15 protein-coding genes are annotated in these 16099 nt (G+C 65.5%); 9 read left to right on the top strand and 6 right to left on the bottom strand.

From position 1 onward, the window contains the following. The first annotated feature begins 183 nt into the window (after nucleotides 1–183). The 9 genes from QA649_RS02275 to QA649_RS02235 all read left to right on the top strand — a co-directional run bounded on the left by QA649_RS02275 (nucleotide 184) and on the right by QA649_RS02235 (nucleotide 8538). Entirely contained in the window at nucleotides 184–1479 is a 1296-nt protein-coding gene (locus QA649_RS02275) for a glutamate-5-semialdehyde dehydrogenase (protein WP_283022772.1), read from the top strand. Between the two features lie 20 nt (nucleotides 1480–1499). Then, entirely contained in the window at nucleotides 1500–2144 is a 645-nt protein-coding gene (locus QA649_RS02270) for a nicotinate-nucleotide adenylyltransferase (protein WP_018643874.1), read from the top strand. A 208-nt stretch (nucleotides 2145–2352) separates the two neighbouring features. Then, entirely contained in the window at nucleotides 2353–2709 is a 357-nt protein-coding gene (gene rsfS, locus QA649_RS02265; RefSeq protein ID WP_018643875.1) for a ribosome silencing factor, read from the top strand. A gap of 97 nt (nucleotides 2710–2806) precedes the next feature. Next, a complete protein-coding gene (rlmH, locus tag QA649_RS02260; protein ID WP_080137443.1) occupies nucleotides 2807–3289 on the top strand; it encodes a 23S rRNA (pseudouridine(1915)-N(3))-methyltransferase RlmH in 483 nt (160 codons plus the stop codon). 33 nt (nucleotides 3290–3322) lie between these two features. After that, on the top strand, nucleotides 3323–4684 hold the full coding sequence (locus QA649_RS02255) for a peptidoglycan DD-metalloendopeptidase family protein (protein ID WP_283022771.1): 1362 nt from the start codon (nucleotides 3323–3325) through the stop codon (nucleotides 4682–4684). Beyond that, nucleotides 4681–6036 (top strand): S41 family peptidase, encoded by a 1356-nt coding sequence (locus tag QA649_RS02250; protein WP_283022770.1) that lies wholly within the window; start codon nucleotides 4681–4683, stop codon nucleotides 6034–6036. Before QA649_RS02255 ends, QA649_RS02250 begins: the two co-directional genes overlap by 4 nt. Nucleotides 6037–6181: 145 nt before the next feature. Beyond that, the gene (locus QA649_RS02245) at nucleotides 6182–7393 is read left to right on the top strand and encodes a divergent polysaccharide deacetylase family protein (protein ID WP_283022769.1); all 1212 of its coding nucleotides are present in this window, start codon (nucleotides 6182–6184) and stop codon (nucleotides 7391–7393) included. Nucleotides 7394–7467: 74 nt separating this feature from the next. Continuing rightward, nucleotides 7468–7974 (top strand): RNA pyrophosphohydrolase, encoded by a 507-nt coding sequence (locus tag QA649_RS02240; RefSeq protein WP_283022768.1) that lies wholly within the window; start codon nucleotides 7468–7470, stop codon nucleotides 7972–7974. A gap of 63 nt (nucleotides 7975–8037) precedes the next feature. Continuing rightward, nucleotides 8038–8538 carry an RNA pyrophosphohydrolase gene (locus QA649_RS02235; protein WP_283022767.1) on the top strand — a complete coding sequence of 167 codons (501 nt, stop codon included), beginning with the start codon at nucleotides 8038–8040 and terminating at the stop codon, nucleotides 8536–8538. A 286-nt stretch (nucleotides 8539–8824) separates the two neighbouring features. Here QA649_RS02235 and QA649_RS02230 read toward each other — a convergent pair whose 3' ends face one another. The 6 genes from QA649_RS02230 to QA649_RS02205 all read right to left on the bottom strand — a co-directional run bounded on the left by QA649_RS02230 (nucleotide 8825) and on the right by QA649_RS02205 (nucleotide 15798). Next, nucleotides 8825–10504 carry an adenylate/guanylate cyclase domain-containing protein gene (locus tag QA649_RS02230; protein WP_283022766.1) on the bottom strand — a complete coding sequence of 560 codons (1680 nt, stop codon included), beginning with the start codon at nucleotides 10502–10504 and terminating at the stop codon, nucleotides 8825–8827. Between the two features lie 150 nt (nucleotides 10505–10654). Continuing rightward, nucleotides 10655–11062 (bottom strand): F0F1 ATP synthase subunit epsilon, encoded by a 408-nt coding sequence (locus QA649_RS02225; RefSeq protein ID WP_026312122.1) that lies wholly within the window; start codon nucleotides 11060–11062, stop codon nucleotides 10655–10657. A gap of 112 nt (nucleotides 11063–11174) precedes the next feature. After that, complete coding sequence (gene atpD, locus QA649_RS02220; RefSeq protein WP_018643884.1) at nucleotides 11175–12608, bottom strand: F0F1 ATP synthase subunit beta; 1434 nt, start codon at nucleotides 12606–12608, stop codon at nucleotides 11175–11177. Nucleotides 12609–12691: 83 nt separating this feature from the next. After that, on the bottom strand, nucleotides 12692–13564 hold the full coding sequence (locus QA649_RS02215; RefSeq protein WP_283022765.1) for a F0F1 ATP synthase subunit gamma: 873 nt from the start codon (nucleotides 13562–13564) through the stop codon (nucleotides 12692–12694). A gap of 144 nt (nucleotides 13565–13708) precedes the next feature. Beyond that, nucleotides 13709–15238, bottom strand: a complete 1530-nt coding sequence (gene atpA / locus QA649_RS02210) for a F0F1 ATP synthase subunit alpha (RefSeq protein ID WP_283022764.1) — start codon at nucleotides 15236–15238, stop codon at nucleotides 13709–13711. After that, complete coding sequence (locus QA649_RS02205) at nucleotides 15238–15798, bottom strand: F0F1 ATP synthase subunit delta (RefSeq protein WP_283026236.1); 561 nt, start codon at nucleotides 15796–15798, stop codon at nucleotides 15238–15240. Before QA649_RS02205 ends, atpA begins: the two co-directional genes overlap by 1 nt. Nucleotides 15799–16099: the final 301 nt, after the last annotated feature.

The following is a 16099-nucleotide window of genomic DNA, read 5'->3' as shown; positions in this document are numbered from 1 at the left end:
AGGACCAGACCCGGAATCTCGAGATTCCGGGTTCGGTGCTAACGCACCGCCCCGGAATGACGTCGGACAGGGCCAGTGGCCGAGCCGCGCCCCACCGGCCGAAGCCCTGCCATACCCTCCCCGCCCTTCGCAAAAGCGGGATTTCCGTGCTAGGACACCGCCTTAGCAGAAGGTTGACCCCCCATGGCCGCCCCCCTCAAAGCCGTTGACGGCAATGCCGATCTCCAGGCGCTGATGTCCGATCTCGCCGCCAAAGCCCGCGCTGCCGCGCGCGTGCTGGCGCTGGCGCCGCCGGAGCAGAAGAACCGGGCGCTCGAGGCCATGGAGCGGGCAATCCGCGCCAACGCGGCGGCGATTCTTGCCGCCAATGCCGAGGATGTCGCGGAGGCGCGCGCCTCCGGCAACATGACCACTTCCTTCATCGACCGCCTGACGCTGACGCCGGCGCGGGTCGAATCCATGGCCGAGGGCATCGGCATCGTGCGCGGCATCGCCGATCCCATCGGCGTCGTCACCGAGAGCTGGCAGCGGCCGAACGGCATGACCATCGAGCGCGTGCGGGTGCCGCTCGGCGTCGTCGGCGTGATCTTCGAGAGCCGTCCGAACGTTGCGGCGGATGCCGGCGTGCTGTGCCTGAAGTCGGGCAATGCCGTGATCCTGCGCGGCGGCTCGGACAGTTTCCGCTCGTGCCGCGCGATCCATGAATGCCTGGTGCAGGGCCTGCGCGAAGCCGGTCTGCCCGAAGCTGCGATCACGCTGGTGCCGACACGCGACCGCGCAGCGGTCGGCATGATGCTGTCGGGCCTGAACGGCGCCGTCGACGTGATCGTGCCGCGCGGAGGCAAGAGCCTCGTCGCGCGCGTCGAGCAGGAAGCGCGCGTGCCTGTGTTCGCGCATCTCGAGGGCGTCAACCACGTCTATGTCGATGCCAGCGCCGACCTCGCGATGGCGAAGTCGATCGTGCTCAACGCCAAGATGCGCCGCACCGGCGTCTGCGGCGCGGCCGAAACGCTGCTGGTCGATCGCGCAGCTGTTGCATCGAGCCTGAAGCCGCTGGTCGAGATGCTGATTGAGGCGGGGTGCGAAGTGCGCGGCGACGACGCCGTGCAGAAGGCCGATGCGCGCGTCAAGGCTGCAAACGACGAGGATTGGGACACCGAATATCTCGACGCGATCATCGCGGCGAAGGTGGTGGACGGCGTCGACGGCGCGATCGCGCACATCCAGAACCACGGCTCGCATCATACCGATGCGATCGTGAGCGCCGACGAGCGTGCGGCGAAGAAATTCCTGAGCGAGGTCGATTCCGCGATCGTGCTGCACAACGCCTCGACGCAGTTCGCCGATGGCGGCGAGTTCGGCTTCGGCGCCGAGATCGGCATCGCCACCGGCCGCTTCCACGCCCGCGGCCCGGTCGGCGCCGAGCAACTCACGAGCTTCAAGTATCGCGTTCACGGCACCGGGCAGACGCGGCCGTAAGCAACGTTGCAGGGCGGGCATTGAGCAACAAATTCGTCGTGCCGCGTTTTGTGGCGCAAGCGGTCCCGCCCCACACGGAGGGCATGCGCATCGGCCTGCTCGGCGGCTCGTTCAACCCGCCGCATCAGGCGCATCGCGCGATCAGCCGGTTCGCCTTGAGGCGATTGCAACTCGATCGCGTCTGGTGGCTGGTGACCCCTGGCAATCCGCTCAAGGAGAATGGCAATCTGCATGAGCTCGGCGCGCGCATGCAGGCCGCGCGCGACGTCGCCGATGATCCGCGCATCGAGGTGAGCTGTCTCGAATCCGTCATTCGCACCCGCTATACTATCGACACGATCAACACCTTGCGCCGCCGCTTCTCGGGCTTGCGCTTTGTCTGGATCATGGGCGCCGACAATCTCGCTCAATTCCATCGTTGGCAGGACTGGCGGCGCATCGCCGGCCAGGTGCCGATGGCGGTCATCGATCGCCCGCCGCAGAGTTTTCGCGCCCTCGCCTCGCCCGCCGCCCAAGCGCTATCTCGTTACCGTCTGCCGGAGAGCAAGGCAGCGCTGCTTGCGGACCAGTCGGCGCCCGCCTGGGTGTTCCTGACCGGATTGAAGCTGAATCTGTCCTCGACCGGTCTGCGGAACCCGGACGGGAGCTGGAAAGGTACGAAGTGAGACGGAGTGTCCGGGCGTTGTGGGGACCTTGGCCTCTCTGGCATATTGAAACCCTTAACCCCACATGATGTAGTGTCACCCGTGAGCGCCGGATTCGGCTCTCGCGATACAGTGAAAGGAATGGTCCCTGGCCACATCTGTATTGTCCAAGTCTGTTTTACCCAAGGTTGCTAAGCCTACGCGTAAAACATCGACCAAAGCTGCGGCCTTGAAGGCGCAACCCGACGCCGACAAGACGCTGAGCCTGATCCTCTCCCGCCTCGAGGATATGAAGGCGGAAGAGACGGTCACCATCGACCTTCGCGGCAAATCGGCATACTCCGACTACATGATCGTCACCACCGGCCGGGTGAACCGGCACGTTGGCGCGATCGCGGAGAACGTGACGAAGGGCCTCAAGGAAACCGGCATCAAGAACATCCATGTCGAGGGCTTGCCCAATTGCGACTGGGTGCTGATCGATTCCGGCGATGTGATCGTGCACGTGTTCAGACCCGAGGTCCGCGAGTTCTACAACCTCGAGCGGTTGTACACGCAGGGCCCAGGGGCGGCGAAGGCGATCTAGAGGCTGACGAAGCCGATTTCGAATCGGTTGACGCGCATGCTAGCGTCGTGCGCGCGCCTGAGGCGCGCGACCTCGAAAACACGACGCTGAAACCATCATGCGTGTTGCTGTCATTGCGGTGGGCCGGCTGAAGCAGGGCCCCGAACGGGAGCTTGCCGACCGCTATTTCGAGCGGTTCGACGAGGCCGGCCGCAAGCTCGGATTCCGCGAGCTCAGCATCCACGAGATTCCCGAAAGCCGCGCGCGTGACGCCGCGACGCGGATGACTGAAGAGGCCGCGGCGATCTCGGCGCATATTCCGGACAAATCCATCCTGGTGGCACTGGACGAGCGCGGGCAGAATCTCGACTCCACCGTATTCGCACGGCATCTCGGGCGCTGGCGCGACGAGGGGGCCGGACATACTATCTTCATGATCGGAGGGGCGGACGGACTTTCGCCCGAATTGCGCCGTAAGGCGAAGCTCGCGATCGCGTTCGGCTCTGCGACCTGGCCGCACCAAATGGTCCGCGTCATGCTTCTGGAACAGCTGTATCGGGCCGCCACCATCCTGGCCGGCCATCCCTATCACCGCGCGTGATCCGCGCCACAACGAGCACCTTTGCCTAAAGCGATGCGAGCGCCGGTCCTCAATCTGCTGATTGCAAGCCTCGCAGGCGCAAACCTCGCAGGCACAAGCCTCGCGCAAGCTCAGACGGCAGCGCCGGCGCCCCAGACCGCGGCCGTCTCGCCCGACGCCATCAAGCAGCGCGAGCAGGAGCTGGAAGCTGCGCGCGCCAGACAAAAGAGCGCGGAGGAAGCGCAGGCCAAGTTGAAGGCCGAGATCACCGCGCTCGGCCAGGACCGCACCCAGCTCAATCAGCAGCTGATCGACACCGCCACCGATGTACGCACCGTCGAGACCAAGATCGACGAAACCGAAGCGCGGCTGAAGACGCTGAACGGCCGCGAGCAGCAGATGCGCTCTTCGCTTGATTCGCGCCGCGCCGACATCGTCGAGGTGCTGGCGGCGCTGCAGCGCGCTGGCCGGCGCACGCCGCCGGCGCTGCTGGTGCGACCTGAGGATGCGCTGCAATCCTTACGCACCGCGATGCTGCTCGGCGCCGTGGTGCCGGAATTGCGCGGCCGCGCGGAGAGGATCGCGGGCGAACTCGGCGAGCTCGTGGCCCTGCGCAAGAGCATCGCGAGCGAGCGCGACCAGCTCGCCGCCGACCGCGACAAGGTCCGGAGCGACCAGACCCGCCTCACCGCCCTGATCGACGAGCGGCAGCGCCAACAGGCCGCGCGCGAAAAGGACCTCGACGCCGAAAGCTCGCGCGCCATCGCGCTCTCAAGGCAGGTCGGCGATCTCCAGGGGCTGATCACCAAGATGGAGCAGGACCTGCAGAGCGCCGCCAAGGCGGCCGAGAAGGCCGCCGAGGCCGCAAGGCAGGCCGAGGCCAAGGAGGCCAAGCTGGCAGCGGCAAACGCGGCCGCCAGCGCCAAATCCGGCCCCGCCGCTTTCAAGGACCGGTCCCGGACTACCCCCGCGATCGCATTCGCCTCGGCCAAGGGCCTCCTGCCACTCCCGGTTAACGGTAACAAGATCAGGGACTTTGGCGGTTCCGACGGGGTCGGCGGGGTGCAGAAGGGCATTTCGCTGGCGACAAAGCCGGGCTCCCAGGTCACGACGCCGTGCGATGGCTGGGTTGTGTATGCCGGCCCGTTCCGCAGCTATGGACAACTCTTGATCCTCAACGCCGGGGGCGGGTATCATGTCCTGATCGCCGGGATGGAGCGCATTTCGGTCAACATCGGACAGTTTGTGCTCACGGGGGAGCCTGTCGCGACCATGGGGTCGACCTCTCAAGTCGCCTCCATTCTCGCCACGAACGCGAGTCAACCTGTGCTGTATGTCGAGTTCCGTAAAGACGGCACTCCAATCGATCCAGGCCCATGGTGGGCCGCAAATGAAGGCGAGAAGGTTCGCGGATGATGCGCAAGACTTCAGTAATCCTCCTCAGCGCAGCCACCGGTGCGGCGCTGACGCTGTTCGTGACCCAGCCGCGCGCGGTGTTCATGGGCTCCAGCGCGCGAGCCGCGACCGCGGACACCTATCGCCAGCTCAATCTGTTCGGCGACGTGTTCGAGCGCGTGCGCTCGGATTATGTCGAGAAGCCCGACGACACCAAGCTGATCGAATCCGCCATCAGCGGCATGCTCACCGGCCTCGATCCGCATTCGAGCTACATGGATGCCAAGAGCTTCCGCGACATGCAGGTGCAGACCCGCGGTGAGTTCGGCGGCCTCGGCATCGAGGTCACAATGGAAGACGGCCTGATCAAGGTGGTCTCGCCGATCGACGACACGCCGGCCTCGCGCGCCGGCATCATGGCCAACGACATCATCACCAATCTCGACGACGAGGCGGTGCAGGGCCTGACCCTGAACCAGGCGGTCGAGAAGATGCGCGGTCCTGTCAACACCAAGATCAAGCTGAAAATCATCCGCAAGGGCCAGGACAATCCGCTCGACGTCACGCTGGTGCGCGACAACATCCGCGTCCGCTCGGTGCGTGCGCGCGTCGAGGCCGACGACATCGCCTATATCCGCATCACCACCTTCAACGAGCAGACCACCGAAGGGCTGAAGCGCGAGGTCGCCAACCTCTCGAATCAGATCGGCGACAAGCTCAAGGGCTACATCATCGACCTCCGCAACAACCCGGGCGGCCTGCTCGAGGAAGCTGTCACCGTGTCCGACTCGTTCCTGGAGAAGGGCGAGATCGTCTCGACGCGCGGCCGCAACGCCGAGGAGACCCAGCGCCGCACCGCGCATGCGGGTGACCTCACCAAGGGCAAGCCGGTCATCGTGCTGGTCAACGGCGGCTCGGCCTCGGCGTCGGAAATCGTCGCCGGCGCGCTGCAGGACCACAAGCGCGCGACCATCGTCGGCACGCGTTCGTTCGGTAAGGGCTCGGTCCAGACCATCATCCCGCTCGGCTCGGGCAACGGCGCGCTGCGCCTGACCACCGCGCGCTACTACACGCCGTCGGGCAAGTCGATCCAGGCCAAGGGCATCGTGCCCGACATCGAAGTGCTGCAGGACGTGCCGGACGAGCTGAAGTCGCGCACCGACACCAAGGGTGAGGCTTCGCTGCGCGGCCACCTCAAGAACGACGGCGACGAGAAGACCGGCTCGCAGTCCTACGTGCCGCCGGACGCCAAGGACGACAAGGCGCTCAAGCTCGCCGACGACCTGCTCCACGGCATCAAGAACAGCGCCTCCGCCGCGCCCACCCCGGGCACCGACAAGGCGGCGGCCGACAAGCCCAAAGCTGCGAACTGAGTCAGCGCATCAAGCAATCTTCCGAAAAGGGCGGCTCCTCGAGCCGCCCTTTTTGCTTGGAACTCCTGTCGTCCCCGGCCTATCCCGGCCTGCCGCCGCTTGACCCCGCCGTGGTATCGTCGGAGCGAGTGATTCGGGATCGCGCATGACTGAAACGGCCGATGATCTGAGCGCCCCGCTCGGACAGGACAAGCCGCGCCGCAAGCGCCGGCTGCGGTTGCCGTTCACCGCCATGCAGCTGCTGGCCGTGCTGCTCGGCCTGTTCCTGGTCACCTTTGCCGGCTTTGCCATCTTCAACAAGGACCCGCTCGGCGGCGAGCCGATGACGCGGATCGCGATCAGCGAGCCCAAAGCCGCGGACGAGAAGCCGGCCGCCTCCGATACCAGGCACGAGAGCAAGCAGGACACCAAGGAAGCCCCGAAGCAGGCCGCTCCCGGTGAGCAGAAGACCGTCACCATGATCGACGGCTCGACCGGCGCGCGGCGCGACGTGGTGATCGGCGCGGGCGATGCCGCCGACAAGGGCGAGGCAGCGTCCGCCCCGCCGCCGGTCATGGCCGGGATCGATCCCAAGCTGCTGGAGAAGTCGCGCTACGGCATGATCCCCGTGGTCGCCGGCGACCTGAAGCCGTTCAACGTCTATGCGGCGGATGCCGACCGCGCCAAGGCCGCCAAGATGCCGGTGGTCGCCATCGTGATCGGCGGCCTCGGCGTCGGCGCCGCCAAGACCACCGATGCGATCATGAAGCTGCCGCCGGCGGTGACGCTGGCTTTCACGCCCTATGGCGCCGATCCCGGCAAGCTCGCCGAGCGGGCCCGCGCCCAGCGCCACGAGATCTTCCTGCAGATCCCGATGGAGCCCTACGACTTCCCGGACAACGATCCGGGACCGCAGACGCTGCTGACCTCGCTCAGCCCCGACCAGAACATGGACCGCCTGTACTGGCACCTCAGCCGGATGCAGGGCTATGCCGGCCTCACCAATTTCATGGGCGCCCGCTTCATCGCGACGGAGCCGGCGATGCAGCCGATCATCCGCGAGGCGGCCAAGCGCGGCCTCGGCTTCTTCGACGACGGCTCCTCGCCACGCAGCATCGTGCCCCAGGCCGCGTCAAGCGCGTCGATGCCGTTCGGCAAGGGCGACATCGCGATCGACGTGGTGCCGACCCCGACCGAGATCGACCGTGCCCTGACCAAGCTCGAATCGACCGCCCGCGAGCGCGGCGTCGCCGTCGGCACCGCCTCGGCCCTGCCGGTCTCGATCGAGCGCGTCAGTGCCTGGACCAAGACATTGGGCGACCGAGGTATCCTTTTGGTGCCATTGACAACCGCGATGCTGAAATCAAAATCCAGCTAAATCAACGAATTGGTACGGCACGGGTCGCGCGGGACCGGCATGCCCACCAAGTGCAGGCAAGAGGGTCTGGCGGAATGGCGCGTTACGAGGATCTGCCCTACCGGACCTGCGTCGGTGTGATGCTGATCAATACGAAGGGACTGGTGTTCATCGGCCGCCGCGCCGGTGGCATCGAGCATGTCGACGACGCCCATGTCTGGCAGATGCCGCAGGGCGGCGTCGATCCCGGCGAGGACACCTGGGAAGCCGCCAAGCGCGAGCTCTATGAGGAAACCAGCGTGCGCTCGGTCGAGCGGCTCGGCGAGGTCCCGGACTGGCTGATCTACGACATCCCGCGCACGGTCGCAGGCCGCGCCTGGAAGGGGCGCTATCGCGGCCAGCGCCAGAAATGGTTCGCGGTGCGCTTCACCGGCAAGGACAGCGAGATCAACGTCGAGAAGCCCGGCGGCGGCGGCCACAAGGCCGAATTCGTGAACTGGCGCTGGGAGCCGATGAAGAACCTCCCCGGGCTGATCATCCCCTTCAAGCGCCCGGTCTATGAGCGCGTGGTGAAGGAATTTTCGTCGCTCGCGGATGAATAAATCAAATTGTCGTCCCGGCTTCGGTGCTAATGCATCGCCGGAATGACGATGAAAGATTTGCGCGTGACGAACGAAAAACCCTACCGCCCCAATGTCGGGATCGCGCTGTTCAACGCCGACGGCCATGTCCTGATCGGCCATCGTTTCAAGGGCGACGGGCCGGAGATCATCCTGCCGGGCCTCGACTGGCAGATGCCGCAGGGCGGCGTCGACGAGGGCGAGAATCTGCGCGATGCGGCCATGCGCGAGCTGTGGGAAGAGACCAGCGTCGTCAGCGCCGACTATCTCGGCGAGACCGACTGGTTCACCTATGAATTCCCGCCTTACGACGGACCGCAGACACATCGCCTCGCAAAATTTCGCGGCCAGCGCCAGAAATGGTTCGCGTTGCGCTTCACCGGCAAGGATGACGAGATCGATCCGCTGACGCCGCGCAACGGCCAGCCCGCCGAGTTCGACGCCTGGCGCTGGGAGCGCCTCGACCGCGTCGCCGATCTCGTCGTGCCGTTCCGTGGCGAGGTTTATCGGGCCGTGGCGCGAGAGTTCGCGGCGTTCGGAAACTAAAACTGCGAAAACAACCCCATGCACAGTAGAACGGGGCTGAAATGATTGGAGAATTTTTGGCGGCGATTTGCGGGTGAGGAGGGCACCGCTCTCTCGTTCCCTCCCCCCTTGCGGGGGAGGGGCAGGGAGAGGGGTGCCACACGGGGATTCTGTCCGGCGCGCACCGCGTCAGTGCATCGATAATCGGCAGTCTTTGCTGGGCTACCCCTCTCCCTAGCCCTCCCCCGCAAGGGGGGAGGGAACGCGCCTTTGTTGGCGCGCTGGCCGGGCTAAATCAAAGCAACCGCTAATTGATCGGTCCTACCGTGAACGGGCCGATCGCGATGACGTGGCAGTCGCTGTCGCGCTTGGCGCAGTCGGCGAGCGCGGAGTTGACGGCGGTCTGCTCGTCGGCGGCCTTGAGGCCGAGGCCGGGGCGGCCGGCGGTGCCAACGGCGACGGCGTTCCAGCCCATGGCGTCGCCGAGCTTGCGCACGACCTCGTCGCGGGCATCCGCCACGATCGAGGGATTGCTCGCGGCGTGGAAGAAGCCGGTGATCCTCAGCAGCGTCGGGATCGGCACGACGAAATTGTCATCGACCGCGACGACCATGCAGGCAACACCGGCGATCGCGCCGCACGATTCCAGCGAACGCCGCGCCGCATCCTCGGCGGATGATGCGCCCAGCACCATGAAATATTGTCCGCCCGGTCCGAGCGCGACCGACCGGGATTTCGCCGCCGGGACGAACATGTTCTCGAGCCGGACCTTTTGCGGATCGCGCACGATCGGAAAATCCTTCGAGGCGAACGCCCGCTCGGTCATGGCGTCATGCCGGAAGTAGGGCGCCGGCGGCATCGGCGGCTTGCCGTGCGCGTAGACGACATTGTTGCCCACCGCATAGAGCTCGCAACGCCGCGGCGATTGGGCGGCATCGGCGCGCTTCTGACACTGCTCGATCGCGCCGTTGCGCGCAGCCTCCTCGCTCGGCTGGTTCAACACCGAGCCGGTGAAGCCGCCGACATTGAGCGCGAAGGCCTTGTAGTCGCCGGCCGCGGAATAGTCGCCCGCGAGATAATTGCGGACGCGCTCGTTGATGAAGGGCACGCTGTCGGCCGCGAGCTTGCCTGTCATCGGCGCGGCGGAGGGTGACGGCGCGGGCATCGGCGCAATCGCTGCGCCGGCGTTTGACGGAGGCATCGGAGCCATCGGCGCCTTTGCCATTTGGGGCGGCATCGGAGTCGGCGTTGCCGCCATCGCCGTCGGTGTTGCGCTCGGCGTGACAACCGGCGGCGCGGCCGGGGTCGATGCGGCGGTCGCGGTCTGCTTGAGCTTGGTGTTGTAGAGGAAGCCGGAGACAACGATGGCGACGATCGAGACAACGGCAACCACCAGCGGCCACATCCACACCGGTGCGGCGGCCACCTTGGAAGCCGCCTTCTTCAGTTGCGGCTTGGAATAGCTGCCGTCCTCGCGCCGCATCGCCACCATGTAGGCATGCACCGGCGTCGGGATGTTCTTGACCTCCTGCGCGCCGATATCAGCGAACTGCACCGAGAGCTTGTTGGCGACCTGCTCGTGCACGGCGCGGGAGACGCAGATGCCGCCGACCTCGGCAAGGCCTTCCAGCCGTGCGGCGATGTTGACGCCGTCACCCAACAGATCGCCGTTGCGCTCGACCACGTCGCCGATGGTGATGCCGATGCGGAACGACATCTGCCGGCTCGGCGGGTACGCCATGTTGCGGGTCCGCAAGCTTTCCTGGATGTCGATCGCGCAGCGCACCGCATCGACCGCGCTCGGAAATTCCGCGAGCACGGCATCGCCCGCCGTGTTGAAGATGCGCCCGCCGGCCTTGGCGATGAAATCGTCGATGACTTCGCGGTAAGAGGCCAGGCGCCGCAGCGTCTCCTCTTCGTCTTCCGCGACCAGCCTCGAATACCCGGCAATATCGGCTGCGAAAATCGCCGCGATCTTGCGTTTCATCTGTGACCCGCCCCGGAACAAATTCGCGGGCGCAGAATGCCGCTATCGGCGTCGCGGTGCAACAAAGTTCAACGCCCGCCACGGTCGGTGACGAGCGCTGAACCTGTTCAGGAATTTAGAGCCTGAGCCCCGGAGCGGCTGCGCCGGGGCTTAGTGCATAGCCGTGGAGTTGAGCTGCTGCTGGATGCTCTTGAAATGGTCGAGCCGCTCGATGGCGTGATCGAGCTCGCCGCCTTCGTGCTCCTTCAGACCCTCTTCCATCTCCGCGATGGTCTCGGCGAACTGGGCACGATCGAGCTCGTCCAGCGAGGTCGCGACGTCGGCGAGCACGGTCAGGCCCTTCTCGGAGACTTCGGCGAGGCCGCCGAGCACGATGACCTTCTCGTGCCTGCCACCGCTGGTGATGGTGAGGATGCCGGGCCGGATCGCAGCCACGACCGGCGCATGTCCGGCCAGCACGCCGAAGTCACCCTCGACGCCGGGGATGTCGACCTGATCGACCTCGCCCGTGAAGGCGAGCTTTTCCGGAGAGACGAGATCGAAGTGGAAGGTGGCCATGGTGTTTCCGCTTGCTTCGCTTGTCACCCGCGGGCCTGACCCGCGGGTCCATCAGTCAACGAAAGTTCTTTCGATGGATCGCCGGATCAAGTCCGGCGATGACATCTGAAACTTAGGCCGCCTCGGCAGCCAGCTTCTTGCCCTTCTCGACCGCCTCTTCGATGGTGCCGACCATGTAGAAGGCGGCTTCCGGCAGGTGGTCGTACTTGCCTTCCACCAGGCCCTTGAAGCCCTTAATGGTGTCGGCGAGGTCGACGAACTTGCCCGGCGAACCCGTGAAGATTTCGGCGACGTGGAACGGCTGCGACATGAAGCGCTCGACCTTGCGGGCGCGGGCCACGGTCAGCTTGTCCTCTTCCGAAAGCTCGTCCATGCCGAGAATGGCGATGATGTCCTGAAGCGCCTTGTAGCGCTGCAGCACCTGCTGCACCTGACGGGCGACCGCGTAGTGCTCCTCGCCGACGACCAGCGGGGAGAGCATGCGCGAGGTCGAGTCGAGCGGGTCCACCGCCGGATAGATGCCCTTTTCGGCGATCGAGCGCGACAGCGTCGTGGTCGCGTCAAGATGCGCGAACGAGGTCGCGGGCGCCGGGTCGGTCAAGTCGTCGGCCGGAACGTAGATGGCCTGCACCGAGGTGATCGAGCCCTTCTGCGTGGTGGTGATGCGCTCCTGCAGCGCGCCCATGTCGGTGGCGAGCGTCGGCTGATAACCCACCGCCGAAGGAATACGGCCGAGCAGCGCCGACACTTCCGAGCCGGCCTGGGTGAAGCGGAAGATGTTGTCGACGAAGAACAGCACGTCCTGGCCCTTGTCGCGGAAGTCTTCCGCGATGGTCAGACCGGTGAGCGCGACGCGGGCGCGGGCGCCCGGCGGCTCGTTCATCTGGCCGAACACCAGCGCGCACTTCGACTTCACGCTCGGATCCGGATTGTGCGGATCGGCGTTGACCTTGGACTCGATGAACTCGTGATAGAGGTCGTTGCCCTCGCGGGTACGCTCGCCGACGCCGGCGAACACGGAGTAGCCGCCGTGCGCCTTCGCGACGTTGTTGATCAGCTCCTGAATCAGCACGGTCTTGCCGACGCCGGCGCCGCCGAACAGGCCGATCTTGCCGCCCTTCGCGTAAGGCGCGAGGAGGTCGACGACCTTGATGCCGGTGACGAGAATTTCAGCTTCGGTGGACTGGTCGGTGTAGGTCGGCGCTTCCTGGTGGATCGCGCGCAGGCCTTCCGACTTGACGGGACCGGCTTCGTCGATCGGCTCGCCGATGACGTTGATGATGCGGCCGAGCGTGCCCTCGCCGACGGGAACGCGGATCGGCGAACCGGTGTCGGTGACTTCCTGGCCGCGGACCAGACCCTCGGTGGTGTCCATCGCGATGGTGCGGACGGTCGATTCGCCGAGATGCTGGGCGACTTCGAGCACCAGACGGTTGCCGCCGTTCTTGGTCTCGAGCGAGTTGAGAATGGCCGGGAGGTGGCCTTCGAACTGCACGTCGACGACGGCGCCGATGACCTGGGTGACGCGACCGACCTGGGCTGCCATTGAATGTCTCCTTCGATCCGAACTTCTAAACCGCGGTCAGCGTGACCGGGATGTTGCGTGTGATGGGTGCTGAAGCGTCTTGATCAGACGGCTTCGGCGCCCGAGATGATTTCGATCAGTTCCTTGGTGATCTGCGCCTGACGCGTGCGGTTGTAGACCAGCGTCTGCTTGCGGATCATCTCACCGGCGTTGCGCGTCGCGTTGTCCATCGCGCTCATCTGCGCGCCGTAGAACGAGGCGTTGTTCTCGAGCAGCGCGCGGAAGATCTGGACCGCGAGGTTGCGCGGCAGAAGACGGGTGAGAATCTCGTCCTCTTCCGGCTCGTATTCGTAAGAGGTCGTGTTGGCGGCACCGCCCTCCTCGACCACCAGCGGAATGACCTGCTGGGCGGTCGGGATCTGCGCGATCACCGAACGGAAGCGCGAATAGAACAGCGTGCAGACGTCGAACTCGCCGGCCTCGAAACGCGCCAGAATCTTCTTGGCAATGTCCTCGGCGTTGACGAAGCCGAGCTGACGGACGCTGCGCAGGTCGAGGTGCTCGACGATCTGCTTGTCGAACTGGCGGCGGAGCTGCTCGTAGCCTTTGCGGCCGACGCAGAAGAACTTCACTTCCTTGCCCTGCGCCATCAGCGCCATGGCGCGCTCGCGGGCAAGACGCACGATCGAGGAGTTGAAGGCACCGGACAGGCCGCGCTCGCCGGTGCAGACCAGCAGCAGGTGAACCTGATCGCGGCCGGTGCCGGCCAGCAGCGCCGGCGCGCCGGGCGAGCCCGCCGCGGCGCTGGCGATGTTGGAGATCACCGCGCTCATCTTGTCGGCATAGGGACGCGCCGCTTCCGCCGCGGTCTGCGCACGGCGCAGCTTCGAGGCCGCGACCATCTGCATGGCCTTGGTGATCTTTTGCGTCGCCTTGGTGGAGGCGATGCGGACGCGCATGTCTTTAAGTGACGCCATTCTTCGTTCACCCCGGCGGTTCGACTGATGCGTCGGACCGCTAGCCTGTCCCTACCGCAATGCCCGGCCGGGCGCCGGGCACGCGTCTTATTGGTTTGCCTCTCGCGAAGCGGTCATGGCCGGACGGATCCGGCCATGCCTGAATTACGCGAAGCTCTTCGCAAAACCTTCGACCACCGACTTCAGCTTGGCAGCGCTGTCGTCGGAGAGGTCGCGGCTGTCGCGGATCGCGTTGAGAATGTCGACATGCTTGCCGCGCAGCAGCGAGAGCAGGCCGTCCTCGAAGGAACGCACCTTGTTGATCGGCAGCGGATCGAGATAGCCGTTGGTGCCGGCCCAGATCACGCAGACCTGCTCTTCCATCTTCAGCGGCGAGAACTGCGGCTGCTTCAGGAGCTCGGTGAGGCGCGAGCCGCGGTTGAGCAGGCGCTGGGTCGAGGCGTCGAGGTCGGAGCCGAACTGCGCGAACGCCGCCATTTCGCGGTACTGCGCGAGCTCGCCCTTGATCTTGCCGGCGACCTTCTTGGTGGCCTTGGTCTGCGCCGAGGAGCCGACGCGCGACACCGACAGACCGACGTTCACCGCGGGACGGATGCCCTGGAAGAACAGGTCGGTTTCCAGGAAGATCTGACCGTCGGTGATCGAGATGACGTTGGTCGGGATGTAGGCCGACACGTCGTTGGCCTGGGTTTCGATGACCGGCAGCGCGGTCAGCGAGCCCGAGCCATGGTCCTTGCTGAGCTTCGCCGCGCGCTCGAGCAGGCGGGAGTGCAGATAGAACACGTCGCCCGGATAGGCTTCGCGGCCCGGCGGACGGCGCAGCAGCAGCGACATCTGGCGGTAAGCGACGGCCTGCTTGGACAGATCGTCATAGATGATGACGGCGTGCATGCCGTTATCGCGGAAGAATTCGCCCATGGTGCAGGCAGTAAAGGGCGCGATGTACTGCATCGGCGCCGGATCGGAGGCGGTGGCGGCGACGACGATCGAATATTCGAGCGCGCCCTGCTCTTCCAGCACCTTCACGAACTGCGCGACGGTCGAACGCTTCTGGCCGACCGCGACGTAGACGCAGTACAGCTTGATGTTCTCGTCGGGCTGCGCGTTGAGCGGCTTCTGGTTCAGGATGGTGTCGAGCGCGATCGCGGTCTTGCCGGTCTGACGGTCGCCGATGATCAACTCGCGCTGGCCGCGGCCGATCGGGATCAGGGCGTCGATCGCCTTGAGGCCGGTCGCCATCGGCTCGCTCACCGACTTGCGCGGAATGATGCCGGGCGCCTTGACGTCGACGCGCATGCGCTTGTCGGCCTGGATCGGACCCTTGCCGTCGATGGGATTGCCGAGCGCGTCGACGACGCGGCCGAGCAGGCCCTTGCCGACCGGCGCGTCCACGATGGCGCGGGTGCGCTTGACGGTCTGGCCTTCCTTGATCTCGCGGTCGGCACCGAAGATAACGACGCCGACATTGTCGGTTTCGAGGTTCAGCGCCATGCCGCGGGTGCCGTTCTCGAACTCGACCATTTCACCGGCCTGGACGTTGTCCAGACCGTAGACGCGGGCGATACCGTCGCCGACGGACAGCACCTGTCCGACTTCGGAGACTTCAGCTTCCTGGCCGAAATTCTTGATCTGGTCCTTGAGGATCGCGGAAATTTCCGCGGCGCGGATGTCCATCAGCCTGCCTCTTTCATCGCGTGCTTGATCGAATTGAGTTTGGTGCGAAGCGAACCATCGACCATGCGGCTGCCCAGCTTGACGACGAGGCCACCGATGATCGCGGGATCGACTTTCACGTTCAGCGCGACGTCCTTGCCGGTCACCGACTTCAGGGCAACCTTGAGGGCGTCGAGATTCTTGTCAGAGAGCGCTTCCGCCACGGTCACGTCGGCCGTCGTCTCGCCCTTGAACTTGGCGACGAGGACGCGGTAGGCGCGGATGACGTCGGCCACCGCGAACAGGCGGCGGTTGGCGGTCAGCACTTTGAGGAAATTGGCGGAGATCCCGGCGATGCCGGCCTTGTCCAGTACGGCCGTGAGGGCCTTGGACTGGGTATCGGCCGCGAACACCGGGCTGCGGACGAGGCGCTTCAGATCGGCGCTCTCGTTCAGCAAGGCTTCGAATTTGTCGAGATCGGCTTTGACCTCATCGACCACTTTCTGGTCGCGGGCCAGTTCAAACAAGGCCGTTGCATAACGGCCGGACACACCGGAAACGGACGTATCTTCTGCAGCCACAGACGCGCTCTTTTTGCTGTCAAACTCGCAAGGGAAAAACCGTCGCCACAAAGCGGCGCCTAGCGATCCAAGCCCTTGGAATTCAAGCGGGACTTCGATTTTCGGCCGGCACGGGAGGTGCCGGGTCCGTTAAAATCGCGGCTTTGCTAACATAGCAGGCGCGCACGTGCAACATGACGCCAAATTAAAGGCACGGGGTTCTGTCGCCAGTTCGTCGCACTCCGCGAAGACTCCTGGTGCGTGAGACGACTGACCTGCCGCGCCACGGAATTGCCGTGAGCCTGACAGCGGCATCCCGCCC

Source organism: Bradyrhizobium sp. CB1717 (genome assembly GCF_029714325.1).
Classification (GTDB): domain Bacteria; phylum Pseudomonadota; class Alphaproteobacteria; order Rhizobiales; family Xanthobacteraceae; genus Bradyrhizobium.
Note: the sequence above shows the minus strand (reverse complement) of the source record. Positions and strands in the feature narration are given on the sequence as shown.

Coding starts and splice junctions, on each gene's coding strand:
- QA649_RS02275 (WP_283022772.1), top strand. CDS start 184: ATGGCCGCCCCCCTCAAAGCCGTTGACGGCAATGCCGATCTCCAGGCG.
- rlmH (WP_080137443.1), top strand. CDS start 2,807: ATGCGTGTTGCTGTCATTGCGGTGGGCCGGCTGAAGCAGGGCCCCGAA.
- QA649_RS02255 (WP_283022771.1), top strand. CDS start 3,323: ATGCGAGCGCCGGTCCTCAATCTGCTGATTGCAAGCCTCGCAGGCGCA.
- QA649_RS02250 (WP_283022770.1), top strand. CDS start 4,681: ATGATGCGCAAGACTTCAGTAATCCTCCTCAGCGCAGCCACCGGTGCG.
- QA649_RS02245 (WP_283022769.1), top strand. CDS start 6,182: ATGACTGAAACGGCCGATGATCTGAGCGCCCCGCTCGGACAGGACAAG.
- QA649_RS02240 (WP_283022768.1), top strand. CDS start 7,468: ATGGCGCGTTACGAGGATCTGCCCTACCGGACCTGCGTCGGTGTGATG.
- QA649_RS02230 (WP_283022766.1), bottom strand. CDS start 10,504: ATGAAACGCAAGATCGCGGCGATTTTCGCAGCCGATATTGCCGGGTAT.
- QA649_RS02225 (WP_026312122.1), bottom strand. CDS start 11,062: ATGGCCACCTTCCACTTCGATCTCGTCTCTCCGGAAAAGCTCGCCTTC.
- atpD (WP_018643884.1), bottom strand. CDS start 12,608: ATGGCAGCCCAGGTCGGTCGCGTCACCCAGGTCATCGGCGCCGTCGTC.
- QA649_RS02215 (WP_283022765.1), bottom strand. CDS start 13,564: ATGGCGTCACTTAAAGACATGCGCGTCCGCATCGCCTCCACCAAGGCG.
- atpA (WP_283022764.1), bottom strand. CDS start 15,238: ATGGACATCCGCGCCGCGGAAATTTCCGCGATCCTCAAGGACCAGATC.